The sequence below is a fragment of the Streptomyces sp. NPDC060209 genome, from assembly GCF_042728155.1.
Classification (GTDB): domain Bacteria; phylum Actinomycetota; class Actinomycetes; order Streptomycetales; family Streptomycetaceae; genus Streptomyces.
In genome coordinates this window covers 1-18,028 of the sequence record NZ_JBHWZS010000170.1, presented here as the reverse complement: position 1 = coordinate 18,028, position 18,028 = coordinate 1, and the positions used below count along the sequence as shown (strand labels likewise).

Genomic DNA, 18,028 nt, shown 5'->3' with positions numbered 1-18,028 from the left:
GACTGGGCGGCGCCCAGTCCGCCGGCGCTGCGCAGGGCGAGGGTGGAGGAGCCGGTGGGCGGATCGGTAGGCGGGTCGGTGGGCGGTTGGGTGGTCCCGCCGCCCTTCGTCCAGACGCCCACGTAGTCGACGAGCATGGGCCGGCCCGGCACCGTCTCGGCGGTCGGGGTGGAGCCGCCCAGCGCGTTCGGGAAGGCGCCGCCGATCGCGAGGTTCAGCAGGAGGAAGTATCCGGCGTGGTCCGTCATGTTCGCCCACGTCGTGGCGTCCAGCCGGCTCTGGGTGACGCTGTGGAAGAGCTGGTCGTCGACGTACCAGCGCAGGGCGTTGGGGGTGACGGCGCGGTCCCACTCGAAGCGGTAGGTGTGGAAGGCGGACTGGCAGCTCGCGCCGGGGCAGGTGCGGCTGTTGCCGAGGCCGGTGGTCTCGTTGCAGGGGCCGCCCGGGTTGACCCCGCAGTGGAGCACGCCCCAGACGGAGTTGATGCCGTTGACGTTCTCCATGATGTCGAACTCGCCGATGCCCGGCCAGTTCCAGTAGTTGCCGCGGTAGGGGGAACCGAGCGCCCAGAAGGCGGGCCAGTAGCCCAGGGCCGCGTTGCCTGTCACGTTCGGCATCTGGACGCGGCCCTCGATGCGCAGGGTGCCGCCGGCCGGGGCCTTGAAGTCGGCCCGCTTGGTCTCGACGCGGCCGGAGGTCCAGTTGCCCGCGCTGTCGCGGAGCGGGGTGATGCGGAGGTTGCCGCTGCCGTCGAGGCTGACGTTGTCGGGGTTCGCGGTGTAGTTCTGGATCTCCCCGGTGCCCCAGTTGCCGGGGCCGCCGGGATAGCCGTGACCCGTGTCGATCTGCCAGTTCGCGGAGGACGGCAGACTGCGGTTCGCGCCGTTGAAGTCGTCGCTCCACTGCAGGTTCCAGCCGGGCGCGGCCGGCACGTCACCGCGGGCGGCTCCGGAACCGGCGACGGTGATCACTCCGGCGAGCGTGAGGGCCAGGGCGGTGAGGGCGGCGAGGACGGTCGTACGTCTGCGGGGGATGGTGCGGCTCGTACGCAAGGGAACCTCCGGTGGGGACGGTGCCGGGGAAGGTCTGTCGTTGAGAGCGCTCTCAGAGTTATGTAGATGCACGCGAAGCCGCCGTCAATGGCCCCGGCCGCTTCACTTCCCGAAGGCCGCCCGTCGGCGTCCCGGCCGACTGCCTTGCCTTGACGCCGACGTCAAGGATTACCGTCGCGGTATGCGAATCGGGGAACTGGCCGAACGCGCCGGAACGACGACACGGACGCTGCGGTACTACGAGTCACGGGGCCTGCTGCACGCACGGCGGGCGGAGAACGGATACCGCACGTACGACGAGAGCGACCTGCGGCTGATCCAGCAGATCCGGACCCTCCAGGACTTCGGGTTCGACCTGGAGGAGACCCGTCCCTTCGTCGACTGCCTGCGCGCCGGCCACCCGGCGGGCGACGCCTGCCCGGCCTCGCTGGCCGTCTACCGGCGCAAGCTCGGCGAGCTGGACGCGCTCATCGGCCAGCTGCAGTCCGTGCGTACGGAGGTGGGCGCCCAGCTGGCCCGCGCCGAACTGGAGGCGTCGGCCGAGCTGCCGGGCGGCCCCGAGCCACGATGTGAACTGAACTGGGAGGACGACAGATGATCCACGCAGAAGGTGTCGCCGAGGTCACCGACACGACGTTCGACGCGGAGGTCCTGGAAGCCGGCCTGCCGGTCCTGGTCGAATTCACCGCCGACTGGTGCGGCCCCTGCCGCCAGCTCGCCCCCGTGCTCGGCGCGATCGCCAGGGAGGAGGCCGGCCGAGTCAAGATCGTGCAGATCGACGTGGACCACAACCCGGAGATCACCAGCCGCTACGCGGTGCTGTCGATGCCGACCCTGATGGTCTTCCAGGACGGCGAGCCGGTGAAGTCGATGGTGGGCGCCCGCCCGAAGCGCCGACTGCTCCAGGAGCTGGAGGACGTGCTCCCGGCGGCGGCCTGAGCCCCGGGGAGCGGGGGCTCGGAGTGAGATCACGGACCGTACGCCATCCCGAAGGACGAGGTCGCGGGAGATCCACGTGTCCGTAACCTCCCTTCGGCCTGGCTCAACGCGTCGGCGCCGAAGAGGGGCGGTGCGCCCGGAGATCCGGGTACGCCGCCCCCTCCACGTCCCGTCAGGCCGGCCGCAGCCAGACCGTGGCAAGCGGCGGCAGGGTCAGCGTCACGCTCGTCTCCCTGCCGTGCGCCGGCACCGCCTCCGGCTTCAGCGGCTCCTCGTTGCGCACGTCGCTGCCGCCGTACCGCGCCGCGTCCGTGTTCAGGACCTCGACCCAGGCCTCCGGGCCGTCCGGCACGCCGATGCGGTAGTCGTTACGCACCACCGGGGAGAAGTGGGAGACGGCGATGAGCGGTGATCCGTCCGCGTCGTAACGCACGAACGCGAACGCGTTGTCCTCCGCCGCGCCGCCGTCGATCCAGCTGAAGCCCTCCGGCGCCGTGTCCCGCTGCCAGAGCGCGGGCAGCGCGGTGTACACCGCGTTGAGGTCCGTGACCAGGGTGCGCACACCGCGGTGGTCGCCGGAGGCCTCGTACGTCTCGTCGAGCAGCCACCAGTCCGGGCCATGGCCCTCGGACCACTCGGCGCCCTGGGCGAACTCCTGGCCCATGAAGAGGAGTTGCTTACCGGGGTGGGCCCACATGTAGCCGAGGTAGGCGCGGTGGTTCGCGCGTCGCTGCCACCAGTCGCCGGGCATCTTGCTGACCAGGGCCTGCTTGCCGTGCACCACCTCGTCGTGCGAGATCGGCAGCACGTAGTTCTCGCTGTACGCGTACACCATCGAGAAGGTCATCTCGTTGTGGTGGTACTTGCGGTGAATGGGCTCCTTGGACATGTAGACGAGGGAGTCGTGCATCCAGCCCATGTTCCACTTCAGGCCGAAGCCCAGCCCGCCGTGGTCCGTGGCGCGGGTGACGCCGTCCCAGGCTGTCGACTCCTCCGCCATCGTGACGACGCCGGGGTTGCGCCGGTAGACCGTCGCGTTCATCTCCTGGAGGAAGGTGACCGCGTCCAGGTTCTCCCGTCCCCCGAACTCGTTCGGCGACCACTGTCCGTCCTCACGGGAGTAGTCGAGGTAGAGCATGGAGGCGACCGCGTCGACCCGCAGGCCGTCGATGTGGAATTCCTCGCACCAGTAAGTGGCGTTGGAGACCAGGAAGTTACGGACCTCCTTGCGGCCGTAGTCGAACTCCAGGGTGCCCCAGTCCGGGTGCGCGGCCCGGTTCGGGTCGGAGTGCTCGTACAGCGGGCGGCCGTCGAATTCGGCGAGCGCCCAGTCGTCGCGGGGGAAGTGGGCCGGCACCCAGTCCATGAGGACGCCGATGCCAGCCTCGTGCAGCGCGTCGACCAGGAAGCGAAAGTCGTCGGGGGTGCCCATGCGGGACGTCGGGGCGAAGAAGCCGGTGACCTGGTAACCCCAGGAACCGCCGAAGGGGTGCTCCGACACCGGCATCAGCTCCACGTGGGTGAAGCCGAGCTCCCGTACGTAGAAGGGGAGTTGGGCGGCCAGCTGCCGGTAGGTGAGGCCCGGCCGCCAGGAGGGGAGGTGGATCTCGTAGACGGAGAACGGGGACTCGTGGACCGGGCGGTCGCCGCGGTGCGCCATCCAGTCAGCGTCCTGCCACTCGTGGCGCGAGGCGGTGACCACCGAGGCGGTGGCGGGCGGCACCTCGGTGTGACGGGCCATCGGGTCGGCGCGCTGGGAGTGCGATCCGTCGGGCCGGCAGATGTCGTACTTGTAGACGGCACCCTCGCCCACGCCGGGGAGGAACACCTCCCAGATCCCCGTGGACCCGAGCGAGCGCATCGGGAAGGCCGTGCCGTCCCAGTAGTTGAAGTCACCCGTGACGCGGACCCCGCGCGCATTGGGTGCCCAGACCGTGAAGCGGGTGCCGGCCACGCCCTGGTGCTCCATCGGCTGGGCCCCGAGCGCCTTCCAGAGCTCCTCGTGGCGGCCCTCGCCGATCAGGTGCAGATCGAGTTCGCCGATGGCCGGCAGGAAGCGGTACGGGTCGTCCACCTCGATCGTGTTGTCGTCGTAGGCGACCTGTAGGCGATAGCCGTCGGGCACGGCCGGCAACGCCAGGACGCCGGAGAAGAAGCCGTCGCCGTCGCTCTGCAGCTCGGCCTGCTTGCCCCCGGCCAGCACGGTCACCGAGCGTGCGTAGGGGCGCAGCGCCCGGAAGAGCACTCCGCCCGAGGCCGGGTGCGCGCCCAGGACGCCGTGCGGGTCGTGATGCTCACCGGCGAGCAGGCGGCCTCGGTCCGCGTCGTCCAGGGTGGTGGCGGGCAGCAGGTTCTTGCTGCCCCCACCGCGGCGCGGACGGGGCGGGGTGCCGGTGGCCGCGGTCGCCCGCTTGGCCCGGGTGCGCTTGGCGGGGGGCGGAGGGGCGGACTCGGCAGGTGCGTCCGCGCCGGCGGGAGCGGTGGCCGGAGCGGTGCCGGGCGCCGTGGCGGGTGTCGCGGCGGAGGCGGTGACCTCGGTGGTCACCGGCTTGGCCGTGGGCGGGACCTCGATGGGCTCGGACGACTTGCGGGACGGCTTGCGGGCGGTCACAGGGACTGCCTCCTCGGAAGGCTCGGGGACTCGGGGCTCGGGGGCTCGACGGGGGTGTGGTGGGAGGCGGAAGTCACGCCGGCGTGGCGGCCAGGCGCTGGATGGCGGCCATCGGGACCGGCAGCCAGTCGGGGCGGTGCCGGGCCTCGTAGAGCACCTCGTACACCGCCTTGTCGGTCTCGTGGGCGCGCAGCAGTTCCGGTTCCTCGCGCGGATCGGAGCCCGCCGCGCGGGCGTAGCCCTCGCAGTACGCGGCACGGCAGCGGGCCGCCCACTCCGGGTTCCACGGGTGGTGCGAGCGGGCCGCGTAGTCGAAGGACCGGAGCATCCCCGCGACGTCGCGCACCGTCGGCTGCGGACTCCGGCGCTCCGGCAGCGGTTTGGCCGGCTCACCCTCGAAGTCGATCAGCGACCAGAAGCCGTCGTCCCCCCGCAGGGTCTGGCCGAGGTGCAGATCCCCGTGGACCCGCTGCGCCGCCCAGCCGCGCCCCGTGTCCCCGAGCGCCGCGACGGCGTCGAAGGCGGTGCGCAGCCCCGGTACGTACGGGACGAGTGCCGGGACCGCCTGGGCGGCGGCCTCCAGGCGCTCCACCATCCCGGCCACCAGGTGCCTGGTCCGGTCGTGGGCCAGTGGCGGCGTCGGCAAGGCGGCGGCGAGCGCCGTGTGCACCTCGGCGGTGGCCCGGCCGAGCGCGTGCGCCTCGGGCACGAAGTCCCGCCCGGCGGCCAGGGCGGCGAGCGCGAGCTGCCAGCCGTCCTGTGCGCCGCGCAGGAACGGCTGCAGCACGCCGAGCGTGAGCGGCTCCGGGCTCGTCGTCGCCTCGAACCAGGCCACCGGGGCCGGTACGCGGCCACAGCCCTCGCGGCCGAGCGCGAGCGGCAGTTCGAGATCCGGGTTGGTGCCCGGGAAGACCCGCCGGAAGATCTTCAGGATGAAGGCGTCCCCGTAGACGAGCGAGGAGTTGGACTGCTCGGTGTCCAGGACGCGAGGGGTGAGACCCGGCGGGACGGGCTCCGCCCGGTCGAAGCGGAGGAGGCCGAGGGTTCCGGGAGTACGGAATCGTTCCAGCAGGAGGTCGGCGACGCGCGGGTCGTGCAGTCCCTCGTAGAGCGTGCGCCCGGCCAGCGGCCCTTCGGTGACCTGGCCGATACGTGCCTCGGCCAGTCGCTGGGGCAGTGCTGTGCGCACGCCGAGCAGGAGTTGGTAGCAGTCCCCCTGGGAGTGCGCGGACCGGCTGCTCGGCTGGTGCACCCGTACGAGCAGATGCAACAGCCCGGGCCCCGTGCTCGTGGCGTCCAGCGGCAGTATCTCCGTCGCGGCCACGAGCGAGAAGCCGGTGACGGGCTGCCCCTTGCCCGCGAACCACCGCTGGCGGGGCACCCACTCGTGGAGCAGCGGGGCGAGAGACGGCAGCAGGGCCGTGGTGCCCGTGGTGCTCGTCGAATGTCTTCTTGTCGTCTTTCTCGATGTTGTGCTCTTCGCCAGGGCGACTCGAGTGGATGCAGCCTCCGACATGGCATCGCGTCCTTTCCCCGGGCACACCACAGGATGCGAAGAGTGTCCCGGATTGCGGCAATGGCTGTCCGGCTGTGCGGGACGTGTCGGGTGAGGAAAAGTCGGTACGGACTCGATCAATGGGCCACGAAGGGTCCGAAGGAGCCCGGATGCGCTCGATATGGGGGAGAGTGCCCCGTGCGGGGCGGCGGAAACCGCCCCGCGGGTGGCGCCCCGAAGGTGAGGCGCCGTCATCCGACCGTCACCGGCGGTCAGCTGACCGGAGCGTCCTTCCGCAGCCGGAACCAGTAGAAACCGTGGCCCGCGAGTGTCAGCAGGTAGGGCCACTGACCGACGGCGGGGAAGCGCACCCCGCCGATCAGCTCCACCGGATGACGGCCGTTGAAGGCCCTGAGATCGAGCTCCGTCGGCTGTGCGAACCGCGAGAAGTTGTGGACGCACAGCACGAGATCGTCCTTGTACTCGCGGGTGAACGCGATCACCGCCGGGTTCGACGAGGGCAGTTCGCTGTACGAGCCGAGGCCGAACGCCGGATTCTGCTTGCGGATCTCGATCATCCGCCGCGTCCAGTGCAGCAGCGACGACGGCGAGGCCATCGCCGCCTCGACGTTGGTGACCTGGTAGCCGTAGACCGGGTCCATGATCGTGGGGAGGTAGAGCCGCCCCGGATCGCTCGACGAGAAACCGGCGTTGCGGTCGGGCGTCCACTGCATCGGGGTGCGTACGGCGTCGCGGTCGCCCAGCCAGATGTTGTCGCCCATGCCGATCTCGTCCCCGTAGTAGAGGATCGGGGAGCCGGGCAGTGACAGCAGCAGGGCCGTGAACAGCTCGATCTGGTTGCGGTCGTTGTCCAGGAGCGGCGCGAGACGCCGGCGGATGCCGATGTTGGCCCGCATCCGCGGATCCTTGGCGTACTCCGCGTACATGTAGTCGCGCTCTTCGTCCGTCACCATCTCGAGCGTCAGCTCGTCGTGGTTGCGGAGGAAGATGCCCCACTGGCAGCCCGACGGGATCTCCGGGGTCTTCGCCAGGATTTCCGAGACCGGGTAGCGGCTCTCACGCCGTACGGCCATGAAGATCCGTGGCATCACCGGGAAGTGGAACGCCATGTGGCACTCGTCGCCCCCGGCCGTGTAGTCGCCGAAGTAGTCGACGACGTCCTCCGGCCACTGGTTGGCCTCGGCGAGCAGCACCGTGTCCGGGTAGTTGGCGTCGATCTCCTTGCGGACCCGCTTGAGGAAGTCGTGGGTCTCGGGGAGGTTCTCGCAGTTGGTGTTCTCGCGCTGGTAGAGGTAGGGCACCGCGTCGACGCGGAAGCCGTCGATGCCGAGGTCCAGCCAGAAGCGCAGGGCAGAGATGATCTCCTCCTGCACCGCCGGGTTCTCGTAGTTGAGGTCCGGCTGGTGCGAGAAGAACCGGTGCCAGTAGTACTGCTTGCGGACCGGGTCGAAGGTCCAGTTGGACGTCTCCGTGTCGACGAAGATGATCCGCGCGTCCGGGAACTGCTTGTCGTCGTCGGCCCAGACGTAGTAGTCGCCGTACGGCCCGTCGGGGTCGGTACGGGACTGCTGGAACCAGTCGTGCTGGTCGCTCGTGTGGTTCATGACGAAGTCGATGATCACGCGCATGCCGCGCTGGTGCGCGGCGTCGACGAACTCCACGAAGTCGGCGAGGTCGCCGAACTCGGGCAGCACGGCCGTGTAGTCGGATACGTCGTAACCACCGTCACGCAGGGGCGACTTGAAGAACGGCGGCAGCCACAGGCAGTCGACGCCCAGCCACTGCAGGTAGTCCAGCTTCGCGGTGAGGCCCTTGAGGTCCCCGACGCCGTCCCCGTTCGAGTCCTGGAAGGACCGGACGAGTACCTCGTAGAAGACGGCGCGCTTGAACCAGTCGGGATCGCGGTCCTTGGCGGGAGTGTCCTCGAACAGGTCGTGGACAGGCTCATTGACGATCATGGTGTGGGTGACCCTCCGGTCGGCGGGGACGGTCGCAGGACCACGATGTGCGCGGGCGTCACACCCGGCTCGAGACGCACATAGAAGGCCCTGCCCCAGTGATAGGTGTCGCCGGTGAGCTCGTCGCGCACCGGCACGCTCTCGTGCCAGTCGAGGCCGAGACGCGGCATGTCCAACGAGACCGTGGCCTCCTGGGTGTGGTGAGGGTCGAGGTTGACGACCACCAGAACGATGTCCGAACCGGAGCGCTTGCTGTATGCGATCAGCGCTTCGTTGTCGACCGAGTGGAAGTGCACGTCGCGCAGTTGCTGGAGCGCCGGATGGCGACGCCGGATCCGGTTGAGGGAGGTGATCAGGGGAGCGAGCGAGCGGCCCTCACGTTCCGCCGACTCCCAGTCCCTGGGCCTGAGTTGGTACTTCTCGGAGTCCTGGTACTCCTCGCTCCCGGGACGCACCGGGGTGTTCTCGTACAGCTCGAAGCCCGCGTACACGCCCCAGGAGGGGGACAGCGTCGCGGCCAGCACGGCCCGGGACTCGAAGGCGGGACGGCCGCCCTCCTGCAGATGACCGGGAAGAATGTCGGGCGTGTTCACGAAGAAGTTGGGTCGCATGTACGAGGAACTCTCGCCCGAAAGCTCGGTCACGTACTCGGTGAGTTCCTGCTTCGTGTTACGCCAGGTGAAGTAGGTGTACGACTGCTGGAAGCCGACCGCGGCCAGCGTGCGCATCATCGCGGGGCGGGTGAAGGCCTCGGCGAGGAAGAGAACGTCGGGGTCGGTGCGGTTGATGTCGGCGATCACCTTCTCCCAGAAGACGACCGGCTTGGTGTGCGGATTGTCGACGCGGAAGATCCGTACGCCGTGCTCCATCCAGAACCGCAGGATGCGGACGGTCTCGCGGACGATCCCGCCCAGATCCCTGTCGAACGCGATCGGATAGATGTCCTGGTACTTCTTGGGCGGGTTCTCGGCGTAGGCGATGGTCCCGTCGGTCCGGTGGTGGAACCACTCCGGATGCTCCGTCACCCAGGGGTGGTCCGGGGAGCACTGGAGGGCGAAGTCCAGCGCGATCTCCATCCGCAGCGTGCGGGCCGTCGCGACGAAGTGGTCGAAGTCATCGAGCGTGCCGAGGTCCGGATGGACGGCGTCGTGCCCGCCCTCGGCCGAGCCGATCGCCCAGGGAACGCCCGGGTCGTCGGCTCCGGGGGAGAGGCTGTTGTTGGGACCCTTGCGGTGGGTGGTTCCGATGGGGTGGATCGGTGGGAGATAGACGACGTCGAACCCCATCGCGGCGACGGCGGGAAGCCGCTCGGCGGCGGTCCGGAAGGTTCCGCTGACCGTCCTGGTGGCCGGCTGGGGGATCTCCGCCGTGACCGCGGGGTTCTTCTTCCGCGTGGTGGCGGCGGCGGTCTTCGACGTCTTCGCGGCCCTCGGCTTCCGGGCGGGCTTCGGGGGAGCCACCGGCTCCTGCCGCGCGCCCTCGGAGCGCGGGAACAGCTCGTACCAGGAGCCGTACAGGGCGCGCCGGCGTTCCACGGTCAGCGGCAGCGGCCGGGACGCGGTGACCAGTTCGCGCAGGGGGTGGCGGCCGAGCGCCTCGTCCACCTCGGCGGTCAGCGCGGCCGCGAGCCGGGAGGCCGCCGGGCGGTTCGTGTCGCGCAGCGCGTCGACGGCGGCGAGCACGGCCTCGCGCCCGTCCTTCTTGGGAACGCCCTCGGCGGCGCGGGCATACAGCTCCGCCCCCTCGTCGAGGACGAGGGCGGTGTCGATGCCCGCCGGGATCTTGATCTGCGCGTGTGCGCGCCAGGTGGTGACCGGATCGCTCCATGCCTCGACGGTGTACGTCCAGGCGCCCTCGGAATCGGGGGTGACATCGGCGCCCCAGCGGTCCGTGCCAGGAGCGAGCTCGCGCATCGGCGTCCAGGGGCCGGGCCGTCCGTTCGCGTCGCACAGGACGACGTTGGCGGCCACGGCGTCGTGGCCCTCGCGGAACACGGTGGCGCTGACCTCGAAGGTCTCGCCCGCGACGGCTTTGGCGGGCCGTCTGCCGCAGTCGACGAGCGGACGGACGTCCAGGACGGGAATGCGACCGATCATGGAATCACCTGGGGGTCGGAGCTCGGCATGCACGGCGCGCGACGTGGGCGTGAAGGGCTGACCGCGCGCGCCGCGATGGTGGGGTTGCGTCCTTTGTAGCTGCTCGGTTGTCGGCTGGCGGGCTGTGGGCATGGCCGCTCCTGTCCGCGTTCACTCGAATGGCACTCGAATGGCAGGTGCGCGGGCGGTTCGGGCTCGGACCGGGGGCACCTGGGATGTGCAGCGCGGGGTGTTACCGGGGAAGCCTTCCCACCGCTTTCGGGCGGCCAACCCGGCGGTGTGTTAACTCCTGGGTGCAACCGGTGCACGCGCTGTGGGCCGCGCGCCGGTCCCCCGGCCGCCACGCGGGCACCTCCGCAGCCTTCCCTGTGGTGCGGGGTGCCACAAGTCCGCGTGAGGAGGGGAAATCAGCCATATCGCCCGTGACAGACAGGCACTTAACTGGCGCATCTGGCCCATGGGGCGACAGGGGCCGGAGGTACCGACGCGATCCCGGTGACAGGGGTGGCCCAAGGGACGGCAGAGGGAGGGCGCGCGCCGTGCAGCGCCGGGGGAGGGGGCGGGCCGGCCGCGCCGCTCCGGACCCACTGAGCCGGTCGCGCGCCGTGGTTGTGTACGGCGGCACACCGCTACCGTCGAGGGTGACGGAGAGGGCGCCCACCGTCGTGCGTCCCCTCGGATCCGTACGTCCCCTGTAAAGGTGGGATACGTGAAGGCCATTCGTCGATTCACCGTGCGTCCCGTCCTCCCCGAACCCCTGCGACCGCTCAGCGACCTCGCCCGCAACCTGCGCTGGTCCTGGCACACCGAGACCCAACAGCTCTTCCAGGCGGCCGACCCGGAGGGCTGGCGGCCCGCGGACGCCGACCCCGTGCGTCTGCTCGGCGCCGTCTCCGCCGCGCGCCTCGCCGAGCTGGCCGGGGACCAGCACTTCATGCGCCGGCTCACCGCGGTGTCCGAGGACCTCCGGGAGTACCTCGGCGGCCCGAGGTGGTATCAGAACCAGCTCTCCCAGGGCGCGGAGCTCCCCGCCGCCATCGCCTACTTCTCACCCGAATTCGGGGTCACCGCCGCCCTGCCCCAGTACTCGGGCGGGCTGGGCATCCTGGCAGGTGACCATCTGAAGGCCGCCAGCGACCTGGGCGTGCCGCTCATCGGGGTCGGCCTGCTCTACCGGCACGGCTACTTCCGCCAGAGCCTGTCCCGGGACGGCTGGCAGCAGGAGCACTACCCCGTCCTCGACCCCAACGAGCTGCCGCTCACCCTCCTGCGGGAGGCCGACGGCACCCCCAGCAGGGTGGTGCTCGCCCTGCCCGGCGGCCGCTCGCTGTACGCCTCGATCTGGCAGGCCCACGTCGGGCGCGTCCCCCTGCTCCTCCTCGACTCCGACGTCGAGGAGAACGCACCGGGCGAGCGCGACGTCACCGACCGGCTCTACGGCGGCGGCAGCGACCACCGTCTGCTGCAGGAGATGCTGCTCGGCATCGGCGGCGTGCGCGCCGTTCGCGCCTACTGCCGGCTGACCGGGCACGCGGCCCCCGAGGTGTTCCACACCAACGAGGGCCACGCCGGATTCCTCGGCCTGGAGAGGATCAGAGAACTCTCCGAGACGGGCCTGGACTTCGACGCCGCCCTGGAGGTCGTGCGGGCCGGCGCGGTGTTCACCACGCACACTCCGGTCCCCGCCGGGATAGACCGTTTCGACCGCCAGCTCGTGGCCCGTCACTTCGGCGACGACGGCGAGCTGCCGGGCGTCGGCGTCGAGAAGATCCTGCGCCTCGGGATGGAGACCTACGACGGCGGCGAGCCCGGCCTCTTCAACATGGCGGTGATGGGGCTGCGGCTCGCGCAGCGTGCCAACGGGGTCTCCACCCTGCACGGGGCCGTCAGCCGGGAGATGTTCTCGGGGCTGTGGCCGGGATTCGATCCCTCCGAGGTGCCGATCACCTCGGTGACCAACGGGGTGCACGCCCCGACCTGGGTCGCGCCCGAGGTTCTGCGTCTCGGAGCCGACACCTTCGGCTCCGAGCGGGCGGAGAACGCCCTCGCCGGAGCCGAGGTCGGCCGGGAGACCGGTGCCGACGGCGGAACGGCAGGAACCCCCAGACGCTGGGACGCCGTGACCGCCGTCCCCGACCGCGAGATCTGGGACCTCCGCAGGGGACTGCGGGAGCAGCTCGTCGCCGAGGTGCGCAAGCGGCTCTACGCCTCCTGGCGCAGGCGCGGTGCGGGCACCGCCGAGCTCGGCTGGATCGACGGAGTGCTCGACCCGGACGTGCTGACCATCGGCTTCGCCCGCCGGGTGCCCTCGTACAAGCGGCTGACGCTCATGCTCCACGACCGTGACCGGCTGCGGGAGCTGCTGCTCCACCCGACGCGTCCGATCCAGATCGTCGTCGCAGGCAAGGCCCACCCCGCCGACGACGGCGGCAAGCGGCTGGTGCAGGAGCTGGTCCGGTTCTCGGACGACCCGCGGGTGCGACATCGCATCGTCTTCCTGCCGGACTACGGCATGGGGATGGCGCAGAAGCTCTACCCGGGCTGCGACGTCTGGCTCAACAACCCCCTGCGTCCTCTGGAGGCCTGCGGCACCAGTGGCATGAAGGCGGCGCTCAACGGGTGCCTCAACCTGTCCGTGCGCGACGGCTGGTGGGACGAGTGGTTCGAACCCGACTTCGGCTGGGCGATCCCCACCGCCGACGGGTCCGCCACCGACGAGGAGCGCCGGGACGAGCTGGAGGCCAACGCCCTCTACGCGCTCATCGAGGACCGGGTCGCGCCCCGCTTCTACGACCGGAACGCCGAGGACCTGCCCGAGCGGTGGATCGAGATGGTCCGCAGCACCCTGGTCACCCTCGGCCCCAAGGTCCTCGCGGGCCGCATGGTGCGGGAGTACGTCGAGAGGCTCTACGCCCCCGCGGCACTGTCCCGCCGGGCGCTGGAGCCCGCGGCCGCCCGCGAGCTCGCCGCATGGAAGACCAGGATCCGCGCTGCCTGGCCGCAGGTGGCCGTCGATCATGTGGAGGCCTCCGCCGACACGGTCGTCGGCGGCTCCGCCGAGCTGGGGTCCACCCTGGCGCTCCGGGTCCGGATCGCCCTGGGCGGTCTCGACCCGGAGGACGTGGAGGTCCAGGTGGTCGCCGGACGGGTCGACTCCGGGGACGCGATCGCGGAGGCACAGACGTTTCCGCTGAAGCCGGCGGGCGGTCACGACCTGGAGGACCGCTGGCTGTACGAGGGCCCGCTCGCCCTCGACCGTACGGGCCCCTACGGCTACACCGTGCGCGTCCTGCCCTCGCATCCGCTGCTCGCCTCGGGTGCGGAACTCGGACTGGTCGCGGTGCCGAACGCGTCGACGGACGACGGCGGAGGGGTGCTCCTGCGCTGACGCCCCTCGTTCACGGTGGGCCCGGCGTGCCTCTGCGCCGGGCCCACCCCTGTGTCCGCGGGTCCACCGGTAACCGGCAGGGGTTTTTTCGCCGTGATCTCGCTAACATGACAGCCCTGCCGAGGTGGCTCGCAGCCACCGACGTGACAGCGAGGCGTCCCACCGGGCGCGAGTGGAGGTCGGCACGGTGAACGGCGGCGGAGGCCGAGCGAGACGCCTGACCCGTCGGCTGGCCGCGCAGAACGGCACCTCCCGGAAGCTGCACATCCGCCGGCCGGAATCCGCCGGCCCGCCGAGGGGCGACCGCTTCACCACCGCGGCCCGGATGCGCTGGCTCAACGAGGCGAGCACCCGCATCGGCACGACGCTCGACCTGGAGCGGACGGCCAAGGAGCTGGCCGCATTCAGCGTCCCGCGGCTGGCCGACGCCGCCGCCGTCGATCTGCTGGAGTCCGTGCTGCGCGGCGAGGAGGGCGAGCGCGTGACCGGCGCGGCGGTGCCCGTCACCCGTGCCATGGCCGTGCGGGCCATCGACGCGCTCGACGAACTCGAACCCGCCCCGGTGGGCGAGGTGGTCGACCGCCGGGAGCGCCGCGAGACGCTGCTGACCACCGAGTGCCTGCGCAACGGCCGGCCCGTGCTGGTCAGCCGGATGACCCCGGAGGACTACGAGCGCGTCGCGCCGACGCCGAGCGCGGCGGAGGCGATGCGCCGTCAGGGCGTCCACAGCTACATGGCCGTCCCCCTGACCGCCCGCGGTGTCCTGCTGGGCTCCGCGGACTTCGTGCGCGCCGGTGACAGCCCGCCCTTCAACCGCGCCGACCTGGACCTGGCGGGTCAGCTCGCCTCCATGGCGGCCGTGTTCATAGACAACGCCCGGCTCTACGGGCGCGAACGCCAGCACGTCGTCTCGCTCCAGCGCTCCCTGCTCCCGCGCGCCACACCGCACACCCCCGGCCTGCGGGTGCACGCCCACTACGCGCCGGCCGTCGACGCGCACGGGGTGGGCGGGGACTGGTACGACGTGGTGGCGCTCCCCAGCGGGCGTACGGCGCTCGTCGTCGGCGACGTCACCGGCCACGGTCTGCCCGCCGCCGCCACGATGGGCAGGCTGCGGACCGTCGCCCGCACGCTCATGATGCTGGACATCGCCCCCGACAGACTGCTCGCCCGGCTCGACCTGGCCACCCGTGACCTGGAGGACGACCAGGTCGCCACCTGTCTGTGCGCCGTGTACGACCCGGCGGACTCCAGCTACACGATCGCGAGCGCGGGCCACCCGCCGCCGCTGCTGGTGGACGCGGGCGGGACCGCCCGCTATCTGGACGTGCCGGTCGGGGCGCCGCTGGGCGCCGGAGTCATCCCCTACGACCCGCTGCGGCTCCGTGGCCCGGTGGGCGGCCGGCTCGTGTTCTACACCGACGGCCTGATCAAGACACGCACCGACGACGTGGACGTACAGCTGGAAGGTCTGCGCGCGTCCGTGGCCGCGATGGCGCCCGAGCAGCTCGACGCCGGCGGCCCGCTCACCTCGCCGCGGCAGGACGACGGCCGGTTCGACGAGGCGGTGCTGCTGGTCGCGGGGGGCCACGAGCTGTCCCCCGACGTGCGGTTGCGGGAGTGGGACCTGCCCACGGAAGGCAATCCCGCCTCCACCGCCCGCAAGCTGGTCACGGAGCAGCTCTCGCGATGGGACCTGTCCGAACTCGCCGACGTGACGGAGCTGGTGGTCAGCGAGCTGGTCGGCAACGCCCTGCGCTACGGGGGCGGCCCCGGCCGGCTCCGGCTGCTGTGCGACGAGCGGCTCCAGGTGGAGCTGGCCGACACCGGGCCCGACCTGCCGCAGATCCAGCACGCCGACGTCAGCGACGAGGGCGGCCGAGGGCTCCAGCTCATCAACCTGCTGTGCCGCAGGTGGGGTTCGTGCCGCACAGCCACCGGAAAGATCGTCTGGGCCGAGCAGAACGTCCCCGGCCGGGACGCGGACTCCCCCTCCTGACGCACGGAACGGCCCCGGGGAGCGTGCTCCCCGGGGCCGTCCCGCTGTGCCGGTGCGCGTTCAGGGCCGACGCCTGTTCAGCGCCCCCGGACAGTGCTCAGAAGGTGAGCTTGACGCTGTTGAAGGTGCCGGTGTCGCCCGAGTAGGCGTCCTGGACCTTGAGGTTCCACGTGCCGTTGGCCACCTCGGACGAGGCGTTGACCGTGTAGGTCGCCACCACGTTGTCCGCGGAGTCGCTCGACGAGGAGTTCTTCAGCCGGTACGCCGTCCCGTCCGGGGCGACCAGGTCGAGGACGAGGTCACCGCGGTAGGTGTGGGTGATGTTCACCGCCACCGACAGGTCACTGGGCGCGTTGCCGGTGATGCCGCTGACGACGACCGGGAAGTTGGTGGTGCTCCGGTCGGCGATGGCCTTGACGGTCGTGTTCTGGAAGACCGTGCCGCCCGGGTCGGGGTCGGTGCCGCCGGGGCGGGAGCCCACGGCGATGCCGGCCCAGGCGTTGGCCACCGCAGTGTACTCGGCGCTCGTGGTGCCGTACAGCTCACCGGCCACGGCGAGGGTGCCGGTGCGGGCCGCGGCGTAGTTCGTGGTGGAGGTGAACTTCGTGGTGAGCGCCTTGAACCAGATCTGCAGCGCCTTGTCCCGGCCGATGCCGGTCACCGGAAGGCCGTCGGACGTCGGGGAGTTGTAGGACACCCCGTTGACGGTCTTGGCGCCGCTGCCCTCGGAGAGCAGGTAGAAGAAGTGGTTCGCCGGACCCGAGGAGTAGTGGACGTCGACCGAGCCGAGGCCCGAGTACCACGAGTCCTTGGACGCGCCGTCCTTGCTCGGCTTGTCCATGTAACGCAGCGGTGTGCCGTCGCCGTTGATGTCGATCTTCTCGCCGACCAGGTAGTCGCCCGGGTCGGTGGCGGTGTTGGAGTAGAACTCCACGCCCGCCGCGAAGATGTCCGAGGTGGCCTCGTTGAGGCCGCCCGACTCACCGCTGTAGTTGAGACCGGCGGTGTTGGAGGTGACGCCGTGCGTCATCTCGTGGGCCGCCACGTCCAGGGAGGTCAGGGGCGCGAGGTTGCCGCTGCCGTCGCCGTAGGTCATGCAGAAGCAGCTGTCCGACCAGAAGGCGTTGACGTAGTTGTTGCCGTAGTGGACGCGGGAGTACGCGCCGACACCGTCGCCCTTGATGCCGCTGCGGCCCATGACGTTCTTGTAGAAGTCCCAGGTCTCCGCGGCCCCGTAGTGCGCGTCGGCGGCGGCCGTCTCGGTGTTCGACGCGCTGCCGTTGCCCCAGACGTCGTCGGTGCCGGAGAACAGGGTCCCGGTGCCGGACGTGCCGCGGTTCAGGTTGTACGTCTTGTGGTTGCCGCGCGCGGTGTCGGTCAGGTTGTACGAGCTGCCGGAGCCCGAGGTCCCCAGGGTCACCTGGCCGCTGTACTGCGTGTTGCCGGTGCCGTTCTCGATGGCCTGCCACTCGAAGAGCTTGGCGCCGGAGGAGGCGTCCGTGATGACGTGCAGCTCGTTCGGGGTGCCGTCGTGCTGGAGGCCGCCGACCACGGTCTCGTAGGCGAGCTGCGGGGTCCCGCTCGCCGCCCAGACGACCTTGCGCGGTGCCTTGCTCGCCTCGGTGCTCTTCGAACCGTCCGCCTCGGCCGCGGTCAGCGCCTGCTTCTCGGCCGTGGCCGGCGCGACGTCCGCCGTCGTGCCGACGGCCTTCAGCTGAGCTCCGGTCGCCTTCGACGCCTTGGTGACGCCCTGCGTCGCCCCGGCCTTCGACTCGGCCACGACCAGGTCGCCTCCGAGGACGGGGAGCCCGTCGAGCGTGCGCTCGTAGCGGGTGTGGGTGGTGCCGTCGACATCCTTGACGACGTCCCGTACCACGAGCTTCTCCGTCGACCCGAGGCCGAGCTCCTTGGCGGTGGCCGCCTTGGTGGAGTTGGCCTCCCGGAGCAGTTCGGCGCGTTGGGCGGGGGAGAGCTTCGCGGGGAGCGCGCCGGGGTCGGCGCCCTTCACCGCCGCGGCGGGGGCCGCGGTGGCGCTTTCGGGGGCGGCCGTTGCGGCACCGCCCTGCATTCCGACGGCGAGGAGGGCGGCTGCGGCTATCAGAGCGCCGGTCGCGGTGGCACGACGGCTGGGCGTGGGTCTCACGCGGACTCCTTCTGCGAGGGGGGCGACGGCCGACTGGGTGAGTGGGCCGGCAGAGCAGGCGGTGCGTGGAACGGGGGAAGAGTGCCAGTCGGAGTGTGTGCGTGTCAGGACCGCGTCAACACATTGGCCGGAAGTCGTCCGTTGCCGGAAGTGCCGTGTTCGTTAACCGGACGTTTCGCCGCGTGTCGCCCCGATGCCGTAGAGGGGGCGTGGAGAGCCCGTGAAGCCTTGCGTTCCAGGGTGAGTTGAGATTCCGTTCGAATGTGCGGTGTTCGAACGGAGAGGCGCGGAGGCGGTGATGACCACGTGCTGAGACGGCGCGGAAC

Annotated in this window: 10 protein-coding genes; 4 read left to right on the top strand and 6 right to left on the bottom strand. The window is 71.0% G+C overall.

Annotated features, from left to right (window positions below):
• The coding region (locus ACFWFI_RS27355) for a glycoside hydrolase family 16 protein (protein ID WP_387395018.1) at positions 1–1,052 on the bottom strand (1,052 nt) is incomplete at its 3' end.
• Between the two features lie 181 nt (positions 1,053–1,233).
• Between ACFWFI_RS27355 and ACFWFI_RS27350 the strand changes: the two genes are divergently transcribed.
• Together ACFWFI_RS27350 and trxA are read left to right on the top strand one after the other, a co-directional pair.
• A complete protein-coding gene (locus ACFWFI_RS27350) occupies positions 1,234–1,650 on the top strand; it encodes a MerR family transcriptional regulator (RefSeq protein WP_387395016.1) in 417 nt (138 codons plus the stop codon).
• Positions 1,647–1,991 (top strand): thioredoxin, encoded by a 345-nt coding sequence (gene trxA, locus ACFWFI_RS27345; RefSeq protein WP_387395014.1) that lies wholly within the window; start codon positions 1,647–1,649, stop codon positions 1,989–1,991. The genes ACFWFI_RS27350 and trxA overlap by 4 nt, the downstream gene beginning before the upstream one ends.
• A 172-nt stretch (positions 1,992–2,163) precedes the next feature.
• On the opposite strand, the gene glgB is transcribed toward trxA, so the two are convergent.
• From glgB to ACFWFI_RS27325, 4 genes are all read right to left on the bottom strand, one after another.
• Positions 2,164–4,602: a 1,4-alpha-glucan branching enzyme gene (gene glgB / locus ACFWFI_RS27340; RefSeq protein WP_387395012.1), complete on the bottom strand. Its 2,439-nt coding sequence runs from the start codon at positions 4,600–4,602 to the stop codon at positions 2,164–2,166.
• Between the two features lie 73 nt (positions 4,603–4,675).
• A complete protein-coding gene (locus ACFWFI_RS27335) occupies positions 4,676–6,118 on the bottom strand; it encodes a maltokinase N-terminal cap-like domain-containing protein (protein WP_387395010.1) in 1,443 nt (480 codons plus the stop codon).
• A gap of 251 nt (positions 6,119–6,369) precedes the next feature.
• On the bottom strand, positions 6,370–8,076 hold the full coding sequence (gene treS, locus ACFWFI_RS27330; protein ID WP_387395008.1) for a maltose alpha-D-glucosyltransferase: 1,707 nt from the start codon (positions 8,074–8,076) through the stop codon (positions 6,370–6,372).
• On the bottom strand, positions 8,073–10,172 hold the full coding sequence (locus ACFWFI_RS27325) for an alpha-1,4-glucan--maltose-1-phosphate maltosyltransferase (RefSeq protein ID WP_387395006.1): 2,100 nt from the start codon (positions 10,170–10,172) through the stop codon (positions 8,073–8,075). The genes treS and ACFWFI_RS27325 overlap by 4 nt, the downstream gene beginning before the upstream one ends.
• Positions 10,173–10,881: 709 nt before the next feature.
• Here ACFWFI_RS27325 and glgP point away from each other — a divergent pair.
• On the top strand, positions 10,882–13,560 hold the full coding sequence (gene glgP, locus ACFWFI_RS27320; RefSeq protein WP_387395004.1) for an alpha-glucan family phosphorylase: 2,679 nt from the start codon (positions 10,882–10,884) through the stop codon (positions 13,558–13,560).
• Positions 13,561–13,747: 187 nt separating this feature from the next.
• On the top strand, positions 13,748–15,559 hold the full coding sequence (locus ACFWFI_RS27315) for a SpoIIE family protein phosphatase (RefSeq protein ID WP_387395020.1): 1,812 nt from the start codon (positions 13,748–13,750) through the stop codon (positions 15,557–15,559).
• 97 nt (positions 15,560–15,656) lie between these two features.
• On the opposite strand, the gene ACFWFI_RS27310 is transcribed toward ACFWFI_RS27315, so the two are convergent.
• Complete coding sequence (locus ACFWFI_RS27310) at positions 15,657–17,702, bottom strand: M4 family metallopeptidase (RefSeq protein ID WP_387395002.1); 2,046 nt, start codon at positions 17,700–17,702, stop codon at positions 15,657–15,659.
• Between the last annotated feature and the right edge of the window lie 326 nt (positions 17,703–18,028).